This is a genomic window from Dyella japonica A8 (genome assembly GCF_000725385.1).
GTDB lineage: Bacteria > Pseudomonadota > Gammaproteobacteria > Xanthomonadales > Rhodanobacteraceae > Dyella > Dyella japonica_C.
The window spans coordinates 3,821,526-3,841,116 of record NZ_CP008884.1; the positions used below are offsets into that span (position 1 = coordinate 3,821,526).

Annotated in this window: 19 protein-coding genes and 1 pseudogene; 9 read left to right on the plus strand and 11 right to left on the minus strand. The window is 65.8% G+C overall.

Going from position 1 to position 19,591, the window contains the following annotated elements; translation table 11 throughout:
* Nucleotides 1-69 precede the first annotated feature (69 nt).
* From HY57_RS15990 to HY57_RS16000, 3 genes are all read right to left on the minus strand, one after another.
* A complete protein-coding gene (locus tag HY57_RS15990; RefSeq protein ID WP_019465430.1) occupies nucleotides 70-1,143 on the minus strand; it encodes an NAD(P)H-dependent flavin oxidoreductase in 1,074 nt (357 codons plus the stop codon).
* A 179-nt stretch (nucleotides 1,144-1,322) separates the two neighbouring features.
* Nucleotides 1,323-2,516, minus strand: coding sequence for an acetyl-CoA C-acyltransferase (locus HY57_RS15995; protein WP_200873942.1), 1,194 nt, complete (start codon nucleotides 2,514-2,516; stop codon nucleotides 1,323-1,325).
* Nucleotides 2,517-2,639: 123 nt separating this feature from the next.
* Entirely contained in the window at nucleotides 2,640-3,557 is a 918-nt protein-coding gene (locus tag HY57_RS16000) for an AraC family transcriptional regulator (protein ID WP_019465432.1), read from the minus strand.
* 132 nt (nucleotides 3,558-3,689) lie between these two features.
* Between HY57_RS16000 and HY57_RS16005 the strand changes: the two genes are divergently transcribed.
* Together HY57_RS16005 and HY57_RS21685 are read left to right on the plus strand one after the other, a co-directional pair.
* A complete protein-coding gene (locus tag HY57_RS16005) occupies nucleotides 3,690-4,226 on the plus strand; it encodes a carboxymuconolactone decarboxylase family protein (RefSeq protein ID WP_019465433.1) in 537 nt (178 codons plus the stop codon).
* Between the two features lie 93 nt (nucleotides 4,227-4,319).
* Nucleotides 4,320-4,712 (plus strand): hypothetical protein, encoded by a 393-nt coding sequence (locus tag HY57_RS21685; RefSeq protein WP_144240843.1) that lies wholly within the window; start codon nucleotides 4,320-4,322, stop codon nucleotides 4,710-4,712.
* Between the two features lie 88 nt (nucleotides 4,713-4,800).
* On the opposite strand, the gene HY57_RS21690 is transcribed toward HY57_RS21685, so the two are convergent.
* Entirely contained in the window at nucleotides 4,801-5,028 is a 228-nt protein-coding gene (locus HY57_RS21690) for a hypothetical protein (RefSeq protein ID WP_144240844.1), read from the minus strand.
* Between the two features lie 659 nt (nucleotides 5,029-5,687).
* Here HY57_RS21690 and HY57_RS16015 point away from each other — a divergent pair.
* Together HY57_RS16015 and HY57_RS16020 are read left to right on the plus strand one after the other, a co-directional pair.
* Nucleotides 5,688-6,221: a hypothetical protein gene (locus HY57_RS16015; protein ID WP_019465435.1), complete on the plus strand. Its 534-nt coding sequence runs from the start codon at nucleotides 5,688-5,690 to the stop codon at nucleotides 6,219-6,221.
* A gap of 150 nt (nucleotides 6,222-6,371) precedes the next feature.
* Nucleotides 6,372-6,578 carry a dodecin gene (locus HY57_RS16020; RefSeq protein ID WP_026033951.1) on the plus strand — a complete coding sequence of 69 codons (207 nt, stop codon included), beginning with the start codon at nucleotides 6,372-6,374 and terminating at the stop codon, nucleotides 6,576-6,578.
* 5 nt (nucleotides 6,579-6,583) lie between these two features.
* Here HY57_RS16020 and HY57_RS16025 read toward each other — a convergent pair whose 3' ends face one another.
* On the minus strand, nucleotides 6,584-7,789 hold the full coding sequence (locus HY57_RS16025; RefSeq protein WP_019465437.1) for an aminotransferase class V-fold PLP-dependent enzyme: 1,206 nt from the start codon (nucleotides 7,787-7,789) through the stop codon (nucleotides 6,584-6,586).
* A gap of 299 nt (nucleotides 7,790-8,088) precedes the next feature.
* Here HY57_RS16025 and HY57_RS21975 point away from each other — a divergent pair, with 299 nt between their 5' ends.
* Nucleotides 8,089-8,244, plus strand: coding sequence for a hypothetical protein (locus tag HY57_RS21975; RefSeq protein WP_019465438.1), 156 nt, complete (start codon nucleotides 8,089-8,091; stop codon nucleotides 8,242-8,244).
* A 161-nt stretch (nucleotides 8,245-8,405) separates the two neighbouring features.
* On the opposite strand, the gene HY57_RS16030 is transcribed toward HY57_RS21975, so the two are convergent.
* Together HY57_RS16030 and HY57_RS16035 are read right to left on the minus strand one after the other, a co-directional pair.
* Nucleotides 8,406-8,645, minus strand: a complete 240-nt coding sequence (locus HY57_RS16030; protein WP_019465439.1) for a hypothetical protein — start codon at nucleotides 8,643-8,645, stop codon at nucleotides 8,406-8,408.
* 490 nt (nucleotides 8,646-9,135) lie between these two features.
* Nucleotides 9,136-9,837, minus strand: a pseudogene (locus HY57_RS16035) (plasmid replication/partition related protein); the annotation flags it as partial.
* A 170-nt stretch (nucleotides 9,838-10,007) separates the two neighbouring features.
* On the opposite strand from HY57_RS16035, the gene HY57_RS16040 reads away from it, so the two are divergent.
* From HY57_RS16040 to HY57_RS16050, 3 genes are all read left to right on the plus strand, one after another.
* Entirely contained in the window at nucleotides 10,008-10,946 is a 939-nt protein-coding gene (locus HY57_RS16040; RefSeq protein ID WP_019465441.1) for a peptidylprolyl isomerase, read from the plus strand.
* A gap of 123 nt (nucleotides 10,947-11,069) precedes the next feature.
* Entirely contained in the window at nucleotides 11,070-13,229 is a 2,160-nt protein-coding gene (locus HY57_RS16045) for an AsmA family protein (RefSeq protein WP_026033952.1), read from the plus strand.
* Between the two features lie 52 nt (nucleotides 13,230-13,281).
* Nucleotides 13,282-14,205: a DMT family transporter gene (locus tag HY57_RS16050; protein WP_019465443.1), complete on the plus strand. Its 924-nt coding sequence runs from the start codon at nucleotides 13,282-13,284 to the stop codon at nucleotides 14,203-14,205.
* A 15-nt stretch (nucleotides 14,206-14,220) separates the two neighbouring features.
* Here HY57_RS16050 and HY57_RS16055 read toward each other — a convergent pair whose 3' ends face one another.
* A complete protein-coding gene (locus HY57_RS16055) occupies nucleotides 14,221-15,117 on the minus strand; it encodes a LysR family transcriptional regulator (RefSeq protein ID WP_019465444.1) in 897 nt (298 codons plus the stop codon).
* Nucleotides 15,118-15,289: 172 nt separating this feature from the next.
* On the opposite strand from HY57_RS16055, the gene HY57_RS16060 reads away from it, so the two are divergent.
* A complete protein-coding gene (locus HY57_RS16060) occupies nucleotides 15,290-15,931 on the plus strand; it encodes an NAD(P)-dependent oxidoreductase (RefSeq protein WP_019465445.1) in 642 nt (213 codons plus the stop codon).
* A gap of 271 nt (nucleotides 15,932-16,202) precedes the next feature.
* Here HY57_RS16060 and HY57_RS16065 read toward each other — a convergent pair whose 3' ends face one another.
* The 3 genes from HY57_RS16065 to HY57_RS16075 are packed head-to-tail and all read right to left on the minus strand — an operon-like array spanning nucleotide 16,203 to nucleotide 19,527.
* On the minus strand, nucleotides 16,203-16,802 hold the full coding sequence (locus HY57_RS16065; RefSeq protein WP_157786189.1) for a c-type cytochrome: 600 nt from the start codon (nucleotides 16,800-16,802) through the stop codon (nucleotides 16,203-16,205).
* 23 nt (nucleotides 16,803-16,825) lie between these two features.
* On the minus strand, nucleotides 16,826-17,803 hold the full coding sequence (locus tag HY57_RS16070; RefSeq protein WP_026033953.1) for a copper resistance protein B: 978 nt from the start codon (nucleotides 17,801-17,803) through the stop codon (nucleotides 16,826-16,828).
* Nucleotides 17,800-19,527 carry a copper resistance system multicopper oxidase gene (locus tag HY57_RS16075; RefSeq protein ID WP_019465448.1) on the minus strand — a complete coding sequence of 576 codons (1,728 nt, stop codon included), beginning with the start codon at nucleotides 19,525-19,527 and terminating at the stop codon, nucleotides 17,800-17,802. Before HY57_RS16075 ends, HY57_RS16070 begins: the two co-directional genes overlap by 4 nt.
* Between the last annotated feature and the right edge of the window lie 64 nt (nucleotides 19,528-19,591).

Below are 19,591 nucleotides of genomic sequence, written 5' to 3' on the forward strand. Positions count from 1 at the left end.
GTGTCCTACAACTGTTCGGCTCACGGCTAGGCGCGGGCCCATCGCGTTGGCTGGCCTTCGCTGGACAACTCAGGTAGCCAGTCGCCATTCGTTGATCAGGGTGCGCATCAATGCCTGCGTGGACATCGGCCGCGCCAGCGGTGCGCCCTGCCCGGCCCAGTGCGCGCCATAGCCGGACTCGCCGGCCGCGCGTCCTGCGGCGTTCAATGCCTTGCCCGCGTCGTAGGCGATGGGGTAGTCCGGGATGTCCGCCGCGCGCACCGATGCACCGAGCCGCGTAAACAGGCTCGCCAGGCTTCGTGCAGGTCGACCGGACACCGCGCGCGTCATCACGGTGGCGTGCGCCGCATCACTTGCCATGGCCTTGCGATAGCCGGCATCCGCCAAGGACTCGTCCGTTACCACGAACGCCGTACCGAGCTGCGCGGCAGCCGCACCCAGATCAAGCACGGCGGCAACGCCTGCGCCATCCATGATGCCGCCCGCGGCAATCACGGGAACATTCACGTTGGCCACGAGCACACGCGTCAAGGCGATAGTGCCGAGTGCGCTGTCATCGGCCTCCGGATCGAACACGCCGCGATGCCCGCCCGCCTCGTACCCCTGCGCGACAATGGCATCCATGCCAGCGGCTTCGAGTACCTGGGCTTCGCGCAGGTTGGTCGCGCTTCCCATGAGGTACACACCCGCGTCGTGCAAGGCCTCGACCTGGTCGGGTCGCGGCACGCCGAAGTGAAAGCTCACCACCCGGGGACGTTCGGCGACGAGCATGGCGAGCATGGCGTCGTCGACGAGGAAGGAGGTGTAGATCTCCCTGAGCGAGGATGGCGGCGCCGCGCCAAAGCGTTTGAACTCCGGCGCCAGCCGCGCCAGCCACGCGGACTGCTTCGCTTCGTCGGCATGTGCTGGCTGGTGAACGAACACGTTGACGTTCAACGGGCCGTCGCTCAGCTGGCGGAACGCATGCATAGCTTCGCGCGCTTTGTCTGCCGTCATGGCTCCCACCCCCAGCGAACCCAGCCCGCCGCTGTTGCTCACGGCCGCAGCCATGGCCGGCGAGGACACGCCGGCCATCGGCGACTGGATGATGGGGACGCTGATGCCAATGGCGCTGAGCAGTGAAGAAGACGCATGGCTCAACATGACTGATCGCTCCTGCGACGTGGGGACGCCAGCCACTTTACGCCCGCACGAGGGCCAATTTAAGGCTTGAAATCCGGCGATCAGTCTTTCATGCCATGCACGCATCGCGCGCTCACGAACGCGTCACGCCCTATCGGATAGCAGGCCTGCAACGCGCACGTGTCGGGCGCGCCGCCGGCTCAGGCCGTCGCCTCCTCAGGCAGCTCCAGCGCCACGGCCGTCGCTTCGCCGCCGCCGATGCACAGCGATGCCACGCCACGTTTCGTTCCTGTGTGACGCATGGCGTGCACCAGCGTCACGATCAGACGCGCGCCAGTGGCGCCAATGGGGTGGCCCAGCGCGCAGGCGCCGCCGTGGATGTTGATCCGCTCGCGCGGAATGCCCAGTTCCTTCGCGGCGATCATCGGCACCACGGCGAACGCTTCGTTGATCTCGAACAGGCCCACGCTGTCGAGCGACCAGTCCAGTCGGCCCAGCAATCTGCGGATCGCCGGTGCGGGTGCCGTGGTGTACCAGGCCGGTTCCTGCGAATGCGTGGCGTGGCCCCTGATCACCGCGAGTATCGGCCAGCCTTCGCGCTGCGCGGTCGACTGGCGGGTCAGCACCAGCGCCGCTGCGCCATCCGCATTGGCCGATGCGCTGGCCGCCGTGATGGTGCCGTCACTACGGAACGCGGGTTTCAGCGTGGGGATTTTTTCCGGGGACACGCGCTGCGGATGTTCGTCGCGATCGACCAGCACCGTTCCCGCGCGCTCACGCACCTCGACGGGCACGATCTCGTCGACGAAGTCGCCGTTGCCTATGGCCCGCTGCGCGCGCTGCAGCGTGTCGACGGCCCAGGCATCCTGCGCGTCCCGTCCAAAGCCATAGCGTTCCGCGGCCATTTCCCCGAAGTCGCCCATGGGGCGGCCTTTCTCGTAGGCGTCTTCCAGGCCATCGAGCATCATGTGGTCGAAGATCTGTTCGTGGCCCACGCGATAGCCGCCGCGTGCCTTGGTCAGCAGATACGGGGCGCCGGACATGGACTCCATGCCGCCAGCCACGATCACCTCGGCGCTGCCCGCACGCAGCAGATCGTGCGCCAGCATGGTGGCCTTCATGCCGGAACCGCAGACCTTGTTGACGGTGGTGGCGCCCACCGAGGTCGGAATGCCCGCGCCGATGGCAGCCTGGCGCGCCGGTGCCTGTCCCTGCCCCGCGGGCAGCACGCACCCCATCAACACTTCGTCCACGGCGTCTGGCGCCACGCCGGCACGCTCGATGGCTGCGCGTATCGCCGCGGTTCCCAGCGCATGCCCGGGCAAGGAAGACAGCGCACCCTGGAAACGCCCGAGCGGCGTGCGCACAGCGGAAACGATGACGATGGGGTCGATGGCGGACATGGCGGTTCACAGGCGCGCGGCATGCGCGGTTCGCCGGGAAACATAATATGATGACTGTAATTTCATGTTAAGCAAGACCCAGCCGGGCCTCCGCTTCATCTCCTTCCCGGGCTGTCAGCCCTTGGCGTGCAAACGCCCATAGGCACCCGGACTGCTGCCATAGCGAGCCTTGAAAGCGCGGGCGAACGCAGCTTCCGACGCATAGCCGGCGAGTTCTGCCGCCCGGCCCGCCGACAGTTTTCCTGCGCGCAGGGACTGCGCGGCCACGGCCAGGCGCACGCCGTTGACCCATTCCATCGGCGTTACGCCAGCGATCTCGCTGAAGTGCCGCGCAAAACTCGCGCGTGACGTATGCGCGACGTCGGCAAGACTCTGCAGGGTCCACGCATGCGCCGGGTTCTTGAGCACGGCGTCGACCACGCCGGCCAGGCGCGGATGGGCGAGCAGGCCGAGAATGCCGAGCTGCCAACGCCCGTCGCTGGCCATGCCGCGCAGGATCAGGGCAAACATGGCGCCCGTGATCATGCGCACGACCGCTTCGCCACCCGCTTGCGGCTGCGAGGTTTCATCGCGCAGCAGGCGGACAAGGCTGAGCAGGGCATCGCCGTTCGCGGTGCGCAGATGCAGCAGCTTGGGCAAGCCCGTCCATAGCGCATCCGTGGCCCCGGACAGCGCGAACTCCCCGCACAACATGTCCAGCGCCTCACCCTCGCCGGCGCGCTCGACCAGCGTGACCTGTCCGTTGAAACGCCGCGTTTCCGGGCCGGATGGCAGCCGGCGCTCGCCTGCTGAAGCCACGCTGCGCATGATGTGCGCATCGCCGTACGGAAACAGCAGGACATCGCCCTTGCGCAACGCGATGATCTGGTCGTCGACCTCCAGTTCGGCGGCGCCCTCCAGTATCACGTGGTACGGCAGATGGTTCGGTGCCGAGCGCGGATGCTCGAGCACCCACTCGCCGGCAAACCGGCACTGCAGCTCCGCATTGCCGGTCGGCGCCATGGCGTTCACCAGTCGATCGAGGCCATCCATCGGTCTGAGACTCCCGGGCAAAAGAATGAGACGCGTGTGTGCGGAGGGAACCAGGGCGCCTTCCTACCATGTTCACACGGTCGGGCCCCGCCCGACACCGTGCTGAAACCAACCCATCGAGGAGTCCACGCCATGAGTCGTCTCAACACCATCCACGTTGCCGATGCCCCGGAAGAATCCGCGCTCCTGTTCGCCCAAATCAAGAAGACAGCAGGCAAAGTACCCAACGCCTACGTCGCGATCGGCAGCCACGCGCCCCAGGTGCTCGCCCACATGCTCCAGACCCAGGCGCTACTGAAGCAGGGCCAGCTTTCCGCGCTGGAGCTGGAAGCGATCAACCTGGCCGTGAGCGAGGCGTCGCAATGTGATTACTGTCTGGCCGCGCATTCCATGACGGGCAGGATGGCGGGCTACAGCGCCGCGCAGATCCAGCAGATCCGCAAGGGTGGCCTGGACGGCCACGCGAAGATCGACGCGCTGGTGAAATTCGCCCTCACCCTGGTGACCACGCGCGGTACGCTGGCTCCCGAAGCCGTGAGCAGCCTGAAGGCCGCCGGCTACAGTGATCGACAGATCGTGGAAGCCATCCTCGCGGTCAGTGCGATCCTCTTCACCAACATGTTCAATCGCGTCAACGATACGGTGCTCGATTTCCCGAAAGCCGCATGACGCGTGTTCACCGGGCCGCGACGGCCGTCGCGGCCCATGACGTCAGCCGGCTGAGCCGTCCTGATCCTCCTCGGATCGGCCCGTGCATGCGGGATGTCCGCATCGGCACTGCTGTTCCAGATTGCCCGAAGCCTGTGCGCGCCGGCAATGAACGCTGCAGAACTCGCCCGGTTTGTCGACGTAGCACTGGCACGGCGGATAGGCGCACTGGAAACCGGTGGGCATGACGGAACTCCGTGTGAGCGGCGTACAAGCCTAATGGCGCGGTGGTTTGCATGGGTCACAACAACGTTAGCATCGCGCTACCATTTTGATACGTTCACGACCGCAAAGAGCGATGTCTGCGAGCCGCGATGGTTCGACGCCGCCACGCACAGCGACGAACCGGACGTGAAAGCCTTCGCCAGTTGGACTTTGACGACCTTGCGAGACCAGATGGAAATGGCGGGTGCCCTCACCCCTCACCAGCCGCTTGGGGCACCGTGACTCCTGCCGTCAGGCCCGCATCAAACGCATGAGCGACCCCACCGCCCCCGGCAACCCGGGATGGCGGGGCCGCGGCGTGGCGATGGCTTCAGTGCGTCGTAGCAGCCGGAGCCGGCGAGCTCTGCGGATAGGCCGGTGACGGCTTGGCGGCGCTACCTCCCGTCGCCGGCGTGGCGGGCGACGGAGCAGCCGAGCTCGTTGGCGCAGGCGCCGGGGCACCGGCATTTTCGTCGCCTTGCTTGCCGCAGCCGGCAAGCGTCAGCGTTGCCATGGCGAGCACCAGCGGCACGCAGACTTTCAACGTCGAAGAAACCATGGTGTGACCTCCTTGGGCGTGGAAACCATCAGAGGCAGCTGCTGACGTGCGCGCCTGGCGGATACATGCCGCCCATTTCCCTGCCGCGGAGTGGGCCGCTGGCAGCTGACTCGCGCGTTTTTGCCTCGGGCATGACTGGGGCGCCCGTTCTGCCTCGCCTAACGTCTAAGCCTACGCATGTGCAGTACGCGTCATGCTTTTGCACAAAGCGAAGAATGCGTTCAGTGGGGACTCATGCTCCCGATGGCCCCAGTCACGGCGTAACCCCGTCCAACGAACGCGCAAGGTCGGCAACCCGGCCGCGCGGGTGCTCGATGTTCGCAGCCGCAACGGACGGCGCTGATCTGTCCCGATGATGAGCCGGACTCGCCAGTCATGGGCGGAAGTCACACCTGGCAAGCCGCTCCCCTCCCGTCCCGGACGCCCCATCGCAACGCCGGTAGAGACAGTCGGCCACCAGGGCGCCGCCTACTTAGGCGGAACTACCTACGGTCCGTCCCGTAGATGTTCGCTAGTCCGATGGACGTCCAAACGGGTGAAATACCCCTGCCCGGCCCCTGTCCCGCATTGAGGGTTGGCCGGCATACCACGGGACGCCTCCTGCCAGTCGCCCCGGTTCCCCCAAAGGACTGGCGACACTGACTTATCCGGAGCAGACCATGGGCTCGGCCACCGCCAAGATCAAAGAAGAATTCCTGAAGATGCTCCCGCCGACCATCTTCTTCTTCGTCGCACTCAATCTCGTGCTGCTGATCCGCGCCCTGATGACGCGCGGCACCGGCCTGTCACTACCCACCTTCGCCACCGTGGTGATCTCCGCCCTGATCCTGGGCAAGGCCGTGCTGCTGGCCAACATGCTGCCCTTCATCAATCGCTTTCCCGAAAAACCGCTGATGTGGAATGCCGCCTGGAAAACGGTGATCTATACCATCGTCGCCACCTTCATCCACTATCTCGAACGGCTGCACGAGTACTGGAAAGAGACGCACGACATCGGCACCGCCAACCACCAGTTGCTGACGGAGACAAACTGGGCCCACTTCCTGGCCATCCAGATCCTGTTGCTGGTGTTGATCTTCAATTACTGCGTGTTTGCGGAACTTGCCCGCGTGATTGGCCCGCAGAAGCTCAAGGCGATGTTCCTGGGGCCCATGTCGGCGGCTGCCAGCGCGGCGAGCGAAGCGGCCCGTTGAGCCCCCGCCCCGGCGGGCAGCGGGGTGCGTTGCACGCAAGGGCGCCGGCCGGGCCGGCAAGCCCACAGCCTTCACACCTCGTTGGCGAGCCTGGGTATGGACTGCGCGCACGCCCTGCGATCCGGCATGGCGCTAATGGAGACCACGCGCATGTCCGAACACGTCTACAAGACCATCGAACTCACCGGTTCCTCGAAGACCAGCTGCGACGACGCCATCCGCACGGCCATCGAGCATGCGTCCAAAACCGTGCGCAATATCCGCTGGTTCCATGTCATCGAAACCCGTGGTCATGTCGATGAAGGCAAGGTGGCGTACTGGCAGGTGACGCTGAAGGTGGGCTTCACGCTGGAGTAGCCCCGTCAGGCTACCGACAGCAACCACGCCGCGCAGCGATCGACGTCGCCCGCGCCATGCCAGCCATGGAAGGCGATGCGCAGATACCCCTCGCGCGTGCTCGCGCTGATGCCTTGCGCGTCGGCCGCCTGCAAGAGCCGGGCGCACCGGTCCGCCGGCAGGGCGAAGGACAGCGTGGCCCCCACCCTGCCCGCCTTCACCAGGGCGCGCAGTCGTTCCGCCTCCGCCGACCATCGCGCATCCTTCCGCAACGCGGCCAGCAAGGCGCGTTGCAGGCTGGCCACATGCGCCTGGATCGCCGCCAGGCCACCGGCTTCCACCAGCAGACGGATCGACGACGCCAGCGCCGCACATGACAGGATCGAAGGACTACCCGCTTCCAGGCGCCGCCCGTCCACCGCCCACGCTTCATCGTTGGGCTTCTGCGTGCCGCTCTGTGAAAAATCATCCGGCGCGGACAACCATGTGCCCACCGGCATCAGCCGCTGGCGAAACGCCCGCTCCGTCCACAACAACCCTTGCCCCTGCAAGCCGAGCAGGCCCTTGTGTCCGCCGGTCGAGAACGCGCTCACGCCTTCAAACGACGCGACCATGGTGCCGGCGCCCTGAATACCGTCGACGACAAGATGCACGCCACGCTCGCGGCAACCGCGACCGAGCTTCTGCAAGTCCAGCCGGATACCGTCCTGATAGCGCACCCACGACACCGCCATGACGCGCGTGCGCGGCGTGATCGCATCCAGCAGGCGCTGCTCTGGCTCCATGCCCGCATCGGGAGGGATGAAAGGCTGCGCCATCTGCCCATCCCACAGGGCGACTTCCGTGCAGGTCACGGCGCGGCGCGCCAGGGCCAGCCACGGCAGGCGGTTGCTGGGAAATTCGCCCGCGGGAATGAGCACCTCATCGCCGTCCTGCCACGGATAGCCGAGCGCCACCACTTCCAGCCCGCTCGACGTGCAGGTCACCAGGCTCATGTCCTGCACGGCAACACCAAACAGGCTGGCGCCGATGTGGCGCAGGGAGCGCAGCACGTCGAGGAAATCTTCGTTCCAGCGCAAGTCCCAGGGGCGCAGCTCGGTATCCATCAGCGCGCGTACCGCGGCGGCGGAAACGCGAGGCAGCGGACCATCCTTGCAGTGCGAGAGCCAGAGCACGTCGGGCGGCATGTCGAACAATTCGCGGGGCAACAGCGCAGATGCAACGTGCGGCACGGGATGTGTTCCTTGATCCGGCATGACGTAAGCCCGGCAACCTAGCACAGCCCCCGCCGGCACGTGACCGGGTTACGCCACCGCTTCGCGTCGCATGCACGGGCGCAGCGGCGATGGGCAGGCGATGTGTCCGACGTCCGTACTGCCTTGTCCGGACAGCGTCCGCGGACACTCGCAACGACACGGAAGGCATTGACGAAATGGCTTGGTGGCGCGGTTTACGGGCCACATCGTGGCTTGGCACGGCCCTTGCCATCTATCCAGTGAAAGCCATCCAACCCTGTTCAAGGAGAACGACCATGAAATTCGAGAACCTGATGCTGCATAGCCTGTTCGCCGCTTGCCTGCTGGTGTGCGTGCTGACCCTGGGTGCGATGATCAGTGCACCGGCGACCTATGCTGCCGCATCGGTGGCCAACGCCGCCCCTGCCGTCGCGGCACAACCCGCTGGCTGAGCAAGCCCACCGTGTATAGCGCACAACGCTTTGCCCTTCCGCCGGTCCGGATGCTGGACGAAAAATAGCCCCGGGAATCTCCCGGGGCTCGATGAGCGCAAGGGCATGCGCGGGAAGACGATGATGGTTTGGCGGCGGTCCGCTGCCCTGGCGTGACGCAGTCAGCGCCCAGAGGATGCCCGGCGGCTCAGCTCGGTAAGACCGTGGCGTTCCATCGCGGCGTAGACCTGTTCCCACCACCAACGGCGATCGTCGTGATCAATGGATGCGGTGGGAACGTGGACCAGATGCTCGAAGGCCGCCCACAGATCCTCTTCAGGCGCGTCCTCGGCGGCCAGCCGGAGCAGCTCCGCGTCCAGCGCCGCAAACCTCTCAGCAAGTTGCTCTCTGGAGTAACGCATAGGCAGCACGCCATCTCAGGATCAACGGACCGTTGCACCGCTGCCTTTCTACCTCGTTTCGCGGTCACGCAATGCACGAATCTGGCAGGACCGCCGGGACAGGTACCCGGCGTCCCGGTGATGCCATGGACCGCGCGGCCGTTCAGCCCGTGCCGGCGCCTTCGCAGCACGTTCGGCGCCAATCCCTGCCCGCTCGCCGCAGGTGATGCACGGGCTTCGCGGAAACATGAATGACGCGGGCAGAACAGGCCGCTCCGGCGCCGCCTTTCATCACCCGCGTCTTGCCGCCGATCCTCGCTGGCCGTCAGCGGCCATTCATGGCGAGAGCCTCGGCCGCGCATCCATTTCACTCGTGGGCGGATCGTTCCCAGCGTGCCAGCTGCTCGCGCAGCGCGTCGTTGTCGGCCTTGAGCTCGGCCACTTCCGCCGTCAGCTCGGCGACGCGCCGACGCAAGGTGGGCAGGTCTTCATCGCCACCCGCTTCCGGCTCCTTCTTCGGCTTGCGCTTAGCCTCGCGCACGCGCTTGGCCGCCTGCTTGAGTTCGTCATCGCCGGCAATGGCGGCAGCACGCTGTTCGTCCTCCGGCAGGCTGGCAACGGCAGCGGCGGCATTGATCGACAGCACGCCGGACTTCACCGCGGCCACCACTTCGGGCGCAGCCTGTTTCTGGATCTTCTCGATCATCACCACCTGGTTGTTGCTCAGGCGCGCCTCGCGGGCGAGCTCCTGCCGGCTGGGCAAGGACCCGGCCTTCGCCGGAGCGGCGGCTGGCGCCTCCGCCGATACCGGCACGCCATCATCGAATGGCGGCGCTTCGGCGGCGGGTGCGAGGGCCGCTTCATCTTCAACCGGTTTGGCGCGGTTACGGCGCTCGGCGATGATCTCGCGCTTGCGCAGCGCCAGCACGCCACGCTGGAAATCAGACACGCTGCGGCGGCCCAGGTGCTGCTCGATCATCCACAGGTGCACGTCATCCATCGACTGGAAACGCGTGTTCTGCACCGTGTTGAACGGCAGGTCGTGTTTGCGGCAGATGCCATAGCGGTTGTGGCCATCCACCAGGATATTGCCCCACAGCACCAGCGAGTCGCGACAGCCCTCGGCGAGCAGGCTGCGCTCCAGCGCCTCGTACTCGTCGGGAGTCAGCGGATCGATGTAGGCCTTGAGTTCTTCGTTGACGACGATGTCCATGGATGCGGGCTGATACGGCAAAGGGGCGGCATTGTAGAGAACCTCGGCCGGCGTTTCGCGGCTTGCAATGGATGGCCGAACGTGCACCACGCGCCCGGGCCATGCCCCACAGGTGAAGCGGCCTGCGCCCCGCTCTGCTACCTTGCTGACTTTTCAACCGGGGGAGTTCCATGTTGCTGCGCCACTGCCTTGCCCTTGCACTCGCCGCCACGCTGTCGGCCACCGTCGCCGCAGACGAAGCCAAGCCCGCCCATACGCCCTCGCCGAAGGACCTGCTCGCCAAGTCGCAGCCGCAGGAATGGCGCGTGCCCGACCCGCGGAACGTGCTGGTGATGCAGCTGCCGCAGGGGCGCGTGCTGATCGAGCTGGCACCGGACTTCACCCCGCTGCATGTCGCCAACATCCGCACCATGGCGCACGAGCACTATTACGACGGGCTTGTCATTGAGCGCGTGCAGGACAATTTCGTCACGCAGTGGGGCGATGCGGCCAACGAGGATGAGAGCGGCGACAAGAGCAAGCTCAAGCCGCTGGGTTCGGCCAAGGACCGCCTGCCACCGGAATACACGCGCCCCTACGACGCCAAACTGCCCTTCACCGCGTTGAAAGATGGCGATTTCTACGCACCCGAAGTGGGATTCTCCGAAGGCTTCCCTGCCGCGCGCGACAAGGCGCATCAGCAACAGTGGCTGACGCACTGCTACGGCATGGTCGGCGTGGGTCGTGACATCGATCCGGAAACCGGAAGCGGCAGTGAGCTCTATGCCGTGATCGGCCAGGCGCCGCGCGCGCTGGATCGCAACATTGCCCTCGTCGGCCGCGTACTGCAGGGGATGGAATACCTGTCGGGCCTGCCGCGCGGAACCGGCCCGATGGGCTTTTATGAGAAACCCGAACAACGCATCGCCATCCGCTCCGTGCGACTGGCCTCGGACCTGCCTGCCGAAGAACGGCCGAACGTCGAAGTACTGCGCACCGACAGCGTGACCTTCGCGGCACTGGTCGACGCCAAGCGCAATCGATTCGACGATTTCTATCGCCTGCCGGCCGGTAAAGTCGATGTGTGCAGCGTGAACATTCCCGTGCGCGACGCCAAGACATCGCACTGACTGCAAACATGAGTCCATCTCATGCGCAGTGAGTGAACCTTGCCTTAGCGCTGCGCCCAAAGACCACGCGATCTTCACCCCTCGGGTCGGCAGGATGCCCTCGTGGTCTCTTGGGAGCGAGGCATGCGGCTGGCCAGGAAAATCGTCTTGTGGATCATCGGCGTCTGGCTGGCGCTGGTCGTGGTGCTGCTGATCGTCGTCGCGACGTTCGACTGGAATCGCCTCAAGCCCACCATCAATGCCCAGGTCAGTGACACCATCGGACGGCCCTTTGCGATCAATGGAGACCTCAGCGTGCACTGGCAGCGCGAACGCGGTGCCAGTGGCATGGAGAGCTGGGTGCCATGGCCGGCATTCGTCGCGCAGGATATCCGCGTAGGCAACCCCGACTGGGCCAGCCAGCCGATCTTTGCGCATCTGGAGGCGGTGCATTTTCGCGTCGCGCCGCTGCCGCTGCTCGCGCACCGGGTGGAAATCCCGGTGCTGTATCTGACCCAGCCCACCATCGACCTGGAACGCGATGCGCAGAACCGCACCAACTGGGATGTCGCGCTGGCCGGCAGCGGCTCGCCATCCACCTGGCAACTGGACCTGCGTGCGATCGGCTTCGACCGTGGGCATGTCTCGCTCAACGATGCGGTAAGCAAGACCAGCCTGCAGGTCACCATGGAAACCCTGCAGCACGCCATTCCCTACGACCAGATCGTGGCGCAGCAATCCAGCGACGCACGCGAGCAGGCGACGAAGACGGTAGGCGCCAGCGCCAGAACGGCCTTGGCCAGGGAGTCCGGCAAGGAAGGCAATGAGCCGGGCAAGACCGGTGCCGCCTATCAATTCGTGTGGCAGGCCGTGGGCAAGTACCAGGGCCTCACCGTCGACGGCAACGGCAAGACGGGTGGCGTGCTTGCGCTGCAACAGGCCGACCAGGCCTTCCCGCTACAGGCGGATGTACACGTCGGCGACTCGCACATCGCCCTCGTCGGCACGCTTACCGATCCGCTGCATCTGGCTGCGCTCGATATCCGCCTGTGGTTCTCCGGCACCAGCATGGCGAAGCTGTATCCGCTGACGGGGGTGACCCTGCCGGACACCCCGCCCTACGCGACCGAGGGCCACCTGCGTGCCAACCTCAAGCGCGGCGCCAGCCACTTTTCCTACGACCACTTCCGTGGCCGCGTGGGCGGCAGCGACCTGGCGGGCAGCCTCACCTTCGATACCGGCGGCGCGCGCCCGAAGCTTGCCGGCACACTCAGTTCCCAGCTGCTGCGCTTCGCCGACCTGGCGCCGCTGATCGGCGCGGACAGCAATGCACAGAAGCAGCAACGCGGCGATGCCACGCCGCAGCCCGCCGACAAGGTGCTGCCGGTGGAGCCGTTCCGTACCGACCGCTGGCGGGCCATGGATGCCGACGTCGGCTTCAACGCGAACCGGATCGTGCGCGAGGCCCAGCTACCCATCGACGGCTTGTCCACGCACGTCGCCATGGACAACGGCGTGCTCACGCTCGATCCGCTGAACTTCGCTCTCGCCGGCGGTACGGTGGCGAGCAACCTGCACATCGATGGCAGCATCACGCCCATGAAGGGCGCCATCCGGATGAAGGCGCGCCACCTGAAGTTGAAGGAACTGTTCCCCACCTTCGAGCCGATGCGCACCAGTTTCGGCGAGATCAACGGCGATGCGGCGCTGGATGCGCGCGGCAATTCTGTCAGCGAGCTGATGGGTACCTCCACCGGCGAACTGAAGCTGCTGATGAACGACGGCGCCATCAGCAAGACCCTGCTGGAAACGGCCGGCCTCAACGTGGCCAATGTGGTCATTGCCAAGCTGTTCGGCGACAAGACGGTGAAGATCAACTGCGCCGCCTCCGACATGGCGGCGACCAACGGCCTCTACGAGACGCGGCTATTCGTGTTCGATACCGAGGACGCCACCGTCCGCGTGAACGGCACGATCAATTTTGCCAACGAAAAGCTGGATCTGGACGTACGGCCGGCATCGAAGGGCCTGCGCATCCTGTCGCTGCGCTCGCCGCTGTACGTGAAGGGCACCCTCAAGAACCCGGACGTGGGCGTGCAACCCGGGCCGCTCATCCTGCGCGGCGGCGGCGCACTCGCACTGGGCGTGTTCGCCGCCCCCGTCGCCGCCCTGCTGCCACTGGTCGCGGCAAGCCGGGGGGCGCCGGACAACACCTGCGCCACGGTGCTGGAGCAGATGCGCGGATCGTCCAAGGCGCGGCCGGCGCCACTCCCGGCCAAGGCAAAAGCGCCTGCGACACGCTGAAGCGTCGGGGCAAGGCTAGAATACCGGGCTCTCCTTCTCCCGACGTTCGTGCATGCAACCGGCAATCAAGGCCCGCTGGCAGATCCATTTCTGCGTCCTGCTCTGGGGCTTCACCGCCATCCTGGGCAAGTTGATCACCCTGCCGGCCCTGCAGCTGGTGTGGTGGCGCACGCTGCTGGTGGCGGGCTCGCTGCTGCTGATTCCCAAGGTCAGGCGTGGCCTCAGGGCTATGCCGGCAAAACTGCGCTGGGGTTATGCGGGCATTGGCGTGCTGGTGTCGCTGCACTGGCTCACTTTCTATGCCGCCATCAAGCTGGCCAATGCCTCGGTGGGCGCCACCTGCATTGCCCTGGGGCCGGTGTTCCTGTCGCTGGTGGAGCCGTGGATCGCGGGGCGCAAGTTCGATCCGCGCGAGCTGCTGATCGGCGTGGCCGTGGTGCCCGGCGTGGCGATGGTGGTGGGCGGCGTGCCGCTGGAGATGCGCATGGGCATCGTCGTGGGTGCGGTGTCGGCCTTGCTGGTGGCGCTGTTCGGCGCGTTCAACAAGCGGCTGGTGGAACATGGCGACCCGTTGACCGTGACCTGCATTGAACTGGGCACCGGCACGCTGTTCCTGACCCTGCTGGCGCCCTTGCTGCCCGGCCCTGCCTTCGTGCTGCCCAGCCTGCATGACGGCATCCTGCTGCTGGTGCTGTCGTTTGGCTGCACGTTGCTGCCGTTTGCGCTGGCCCTGGTGGCGCTGCGCCATATGACTGCCTTCGGCACGCAGATGGTGACCAATCTGGAGCCGGTCTACGCGATCGTGCTGGCCACGCTTCTGCTTGGCGAGCAGCGCCAGCTCGATGGCTGGTTCTATGCCGGCGTGGCGGTGATCCTTGCCGCCGTCTTCATCCATCCGTTGCTGACACGCAAGCAGACGCCGCCATCGCAACCGGAGCTGCTTGGCACCGCCGAAAGCCACAACGTCGTGGAATAAGGCCGTCCCGGAAAGTCAGGCGGGCGTGGCCACCGTCGCGCGCATATGGTCGATGAAGGCGCGCACCTTGGCTGGCGGCTGACGCCCCGGGTACACCGCATAGATGCCGCAGTCCGGCAGGCTGTATTGCGCCATCAGCACGACGAGGCGGCCGTCGCGGATGTCATCGGTCACCAGGTAATCCGGCAGCACGCTGACGCCGCCGCCATGGAGCACCAGCGCATGCGTCGCGGTGACGTTGTTGGCCTGCGCCACGGGCCGCATGCGCACCGTGCGGCGTGAACCGTCCGGTGCCGTGAAGGTCCAGCGCAGCGGCGTCGCCAGCAGTGCCAGCGCCACCCAGTCGTGCGAGGCGAGATCCGTGATCACCCGTGGCGTGCCACGCCGTGCAAGGTAGGCGGGCGATGCCACCATCAACTGCCGGAAACTGCCCAGCCGCGCGGAGCGCAGGTTGGAATCGCGCAGCCAGCCCATGCGGATGGCCATGTCGAAGCGCTCGGCAATCAGGTCGCTCATGTGGTCGTCGAGCACCAGGTCAGCCTGTATCTCCGGATGCAGGTGCAGGAAATCCGCCAGCGCCGGAGCGACCACGGCGGTGCCGTAGTCACCGGTGGCAGTGAGGCGCAGTGTGCCACTGGGCTTTTCCTGGCCACGGCCCACCTGCGCGATGGCCGCCTCCGCCTCGGCGAGGATGCGCAGGCAGGCGGCGTGGAAGGTCGATCCGGCTTCGGTCAGCGTCATGCGACGCGTGCTGCGCGAGAGCAGCGTCACCCCGAGTTCGGCCTCCAGCCGCGCGATGTGCTGGCTCACCATCGCCTTGGTCATGCCCAGCACCTCGGCAGCGGCGGTGAACGAGCCTGCGCGAACCAGGGCCACGAAGACGGACAAGCGGTTGAGATTGACCTCGGCCATGCCGGCCCTCCTTACTGTCAATCCAAACTTTACAGTGAATTACCTTTTGATGCGTTTATCCGTACCAGCCGGTAGCGCATCATGGCGGACGTCACAGGTGCAGCCGGTTCGTTCACGCCAACCGCGTCATCGTCCGCAGCACTCCCCTTATCCCCGCTGGAGAGCACCATCCATGAAGATCGCCCTGTTCGGCGCGACTGGCCATGTCGGCCACGCCATCCTCGACGAAGCCCTGTCACGCGGTGACGACGTCACCGCCATCGTGCGCGACCCGGCGCGCCTGGCCCACCCCGACCCGCGCGTGACGGTGGTGACCGGCGACATCGCCACGCCAGCGACCTGGCTGGATGCGGTCCGCGGCGCCGATGCCGTGGTGGTGAGCATCTCGGCCCGTCGCGACGGCTCCAACGATGCGTTTCCGACGATCGCCAGCACCGTGCTGGACAACCTGCCCAAGGCAGGCGTGAAGCGCCTGGTGTGGGTAGGCGGCGCCGGCTCGCTGGAAACCGCGCCGGGCGTGCGCGTGGTCGACGACCCGAAGTTCCCCGAGGCATGGAAGGGGGAAGCGTTGGGACAGTCCAAGGCACTGGACGTGTTCCGCCAGTACAAGGGTGACGTTGAATGGACGTTTATCAGTCCGGCCGCGCTGCTCGAGGACGGCCCGCGCACCGGCAAGTATCGCGTCGGCGGCGACCAGCTGCTGGTGGACGCCCATGGCAAGAGCCACATCAGCGTGCCGGACTATGCCGCCGCCCTGCTTGACCGCGTTGAAAAGAACGATGCGCGCAAGCAGCGCATCACGGTGGCTTACTGATGGTACGTGGCGGATGGCTTTACGCCATCCGCCATTTTGGCTGCGCGAATCTTTGTGCGTTTCTTGGAGCCGGCTCACTACTCACGATCGCCTCAATACTCCAAAGTTTTCTCACCGTCATTCCCGCGTAGGCGGGAATCCAGTGACTTTTTCACATCACGTTCAAGTCTTTCCCGCCTCGGTTAAAAAGCCCAAAGTCACTGGATTCCCGCTTTCGCGGGAATGACGGAGAGGGGAAACAGAATGCTCGGGCAAGATCAGGGGCACGTTCTTAGTGCATGTGCTCATGATCATACTCGCCCTCATGGTCCTGATGATCTGGCCCATCCTGGGCGTCCTCGTCATGATGCACATGCTCATGCCCACCATGGCCATCGTCCGCCGCCCTCCCCGCCATCGCTTCGAACTGCGCCTGGTCCAGGTTCGGCAATTGCCGGACAAAGGCCACCATGTCCCAGATGGCCGCATCGTCATGGCTGCGCCCCCAGGCCGGCATGGCCGTGAGTTTCACGCCATGCTTGATGACCCAGAACGCTTCGGCCGGATCATGCACGCCGTGCTTCGACAGGTCCGGCGGCTGCGGATAGAGACCCTTGCGCAGCTCCGTTTGCTGCAAGCCAGGCGCGAGATGGCAGGACGTGCACATCTCGGCGTAGTGCTCCGCACCGCGCCGGATGCGTTGCGGATCACCCAGGTCAGGTACCGTGATGCCATCGGCATGGCGTTCGATGGCGCGGTCACGCAGCGTACCGATCACACGTTCCGTCAGCGCCCCATGGGGCCGGTCCGCGCCGATATCGTAGCTACCGGACACTACGAAGGCGGCCACTGCGGCAGCAACCAGCACAAGCACAAGCAACACCATTGCCATGATCTTTTTCATCGCATTCCCCGTCACAGCCAGATCCGCACGCCAGCCACCCAGGTGGTTTCCCGCGCGTGCGCTTCAGGCACCCCGGGCTCGTTGTTGAAACTGCCGAAGCGCCGCGTCCAGTTCACACCGACATAAGGCGCGAACTTGCGGCTGATCTCGTAACGCAGTCGAAGCCCGGCCTCCACGTTGGACAAGCCGGAGGAGATGCCGCGCTGCGGATCGTCCTTGCCGTAGAAGTTCAGCTCGACCTGAGGCGTCAGGATCAGGCGCTGCGTAAAGCGCATGTCGTAACTGGTTTCCAGCCGCAAGGCGGTGCGGCCTTCCTCACCGACATAAAACGTCGCCTGCGTTTCGAACCAGTACGGCGCCAGGCCTTCCACGCCAGCCGCAAGCCACTGGCGATCCGGCCCCCGACCAAAGTCGTGCCGCACACCCAGCTGCCAGTCCCAGAAGCTCGCAAAGGCATGGCCCCACAACGCTTCGACGCGCGCATCCTGCGTGCCGCTGCGGTCGTGCTCGCCTTCGGTCTTCAGCCAAAGCCGGTTGATCGCGTTGCCGTACCAGCCTTCGGCCTCCCAGCTTGTCGCATAGTCACCAGAGGTACTGCGGCTGCGTTCGAAGCGATCGAGCAGGAACATGCCGACCGGCGCGTTGTCGTCCATCTGCATCACGGCGTTCATCTGCGCCGGCGTCATGCCGTGCGGCACGGATTGCGGCGGTGGCGGCGGCACGTGGTCGTTCGGCGGCAAGGCCTTCTGTCCCGTGCCCGACATATCGTGCCCGGGCATATCGTGCATGCCCGCGATGTCGTGGCCGGCGTGTTCCATGGACGCGGGCTGCGCATCGTCTTTTGACGCTGCGGCCTGGGTGTTGTCGAGCGTTGGTGCGTGACTGTCATGGGACGCCGGCATGTCGTGCATATCCATGCTCTGCGCAGCAGCCACCATGGGCAGCACGCCCAGGCACGCGGCGATCCCTAACGAAAGCATCGTCCTCATGCCACTACCACCTCGCGGAACATGCCCGCCTCCATGTGGTAAAGCAGATGGCAGTGATAGGCCCAGCGGCCCAACGCATCCGCGCTGACGCGATAAGCGATGCGCTGCGCGGGCTGCACCATCACCGTGTGCTTGCGCGCCTGGAAGCTGCCATCCGGCGCTTCGAGTTCGCTCCACATGCCATGCAGATGGATGGGGTGCGTCATCATCGTGTCGTTCACCAGCACGATGCGCACGTGTTCGCCGTGGCGCAGGCGCAGCGGCTCGGCGCCCGAGTAGCGCTTGCCGTCGAACGACCACAGGTAGCGCTCCATGTTGCCGGTGAGGCGCAAGGTCAGTTCGCGATCCACGTTCGGCGAGATCGGCGCATCCACGGCATGCAGGTCGGCATACGTGAGCACGCGACGGCCGTTGTCGCGCAGGCCAGCGCCAGGGTCGTCCAGGTTGGTGCGTGGTGTGGGCACGCGCATGTCCACTTCGGGCCCCGTCTTCAACGGCTCAGTCGGCATGCTGGCGTGCGACATCGCCATGCCGGGCATCGCCATCATGTCCATGCCGGACATGTCGTGCCCCATGCTTGCGTGGTCCATCTGGCCCATCGTGTCGCCCATGCTGAGCAGGGGCCGGCGATCCAGCGGAGGCACCTCCGCCACCATGCCGGCGCGTGGCGCCAGCGTGGCGCGCGCGTAGCCGGTGCGATCCATGCTCTGCGCGAAGATGGTCCACGCGCGATCCGCCGAAGGCTGCACGATCACGTCGTAAGTCTCGGCCGTACCGATGCGGAATTCGTCCACGCTCACCGGTTCGACCGCCTGGCCGTCGGCGGCGACCACGGTCATCTTGAGGCCGGGAATGCGCACGTCGAAGAATGTCATCGACGAGCCATTGATGAAGCGCAGGCGGACTTTCTCGCCTGCGCTGAACAGACCCGTCCAGTTCCCTGCGGGGGTATGCCCATTCACCAGATGGGTGTAGGCCACGGAAGACACGTCGGCCAGGTCGGTGGGATCCATGCGCATCTGGTTCCACATGCGCCGGTCGGCCAGGGCCTTGGCCATGCCCTCGCGTTCCGCGTCGTGCATGAAATCGCCGACGGTGCGCTTACCGTAGTTGTAGTAGCCACCCTGCTTCTTCAGGTTGGCATAGATGGTTTCCGGATCAAGGTCCGTCCAGTCGTTGAGCATCACCACGTAGTCGCGATCCGCCGGATAACGCTCGCCGTCGCGCGGCTCGACAATGATCGGACCGTATAGGCCGGTCTGCTCCTGGAAGCGCGAGTGACTGTGGTACCAGTAGGTGCCCGACTGGTTCACAGTGAACCGGTAGGTGTACTCGCCCCCCGCCGGAATGCCGTCGAAGCTCAGGCCGGGCACGCCGTCCATGTCCGCCGGCAGCACAATGCCGTGCCAGTGGATGGAGCTGGCCACGTTGAGCCGGTTGCGCACGCGCAGCGTCACCGTCTCGCCCTGCCGCCAGCGCAACAACGGCGCCGGAAGCTGGCCATTCACCACGGTGGCGACGCGCTTGCGCCCGGTGAAGTCGACCGGCAGTTCGCCAATCTCCAGCTCGAAATGATTGCCACGCAGTTCAGCGCGCGGCGCCGCAACCTGCGCCAGCGCGTTGCCGCGCCACAAGCCCAGCCCGGCGGCGACACCGCCAAGCACCAATCCCTGTACGAAACGCCGACGCGGCAGCTGAAAGCCGCGCGGTTCCTGCTTGTTCATTGTCCTGACTCCGCTATGCGCGCCCGCAGCGCAGGCGCATCGAATCGACCGGCGCGCGCCGGCC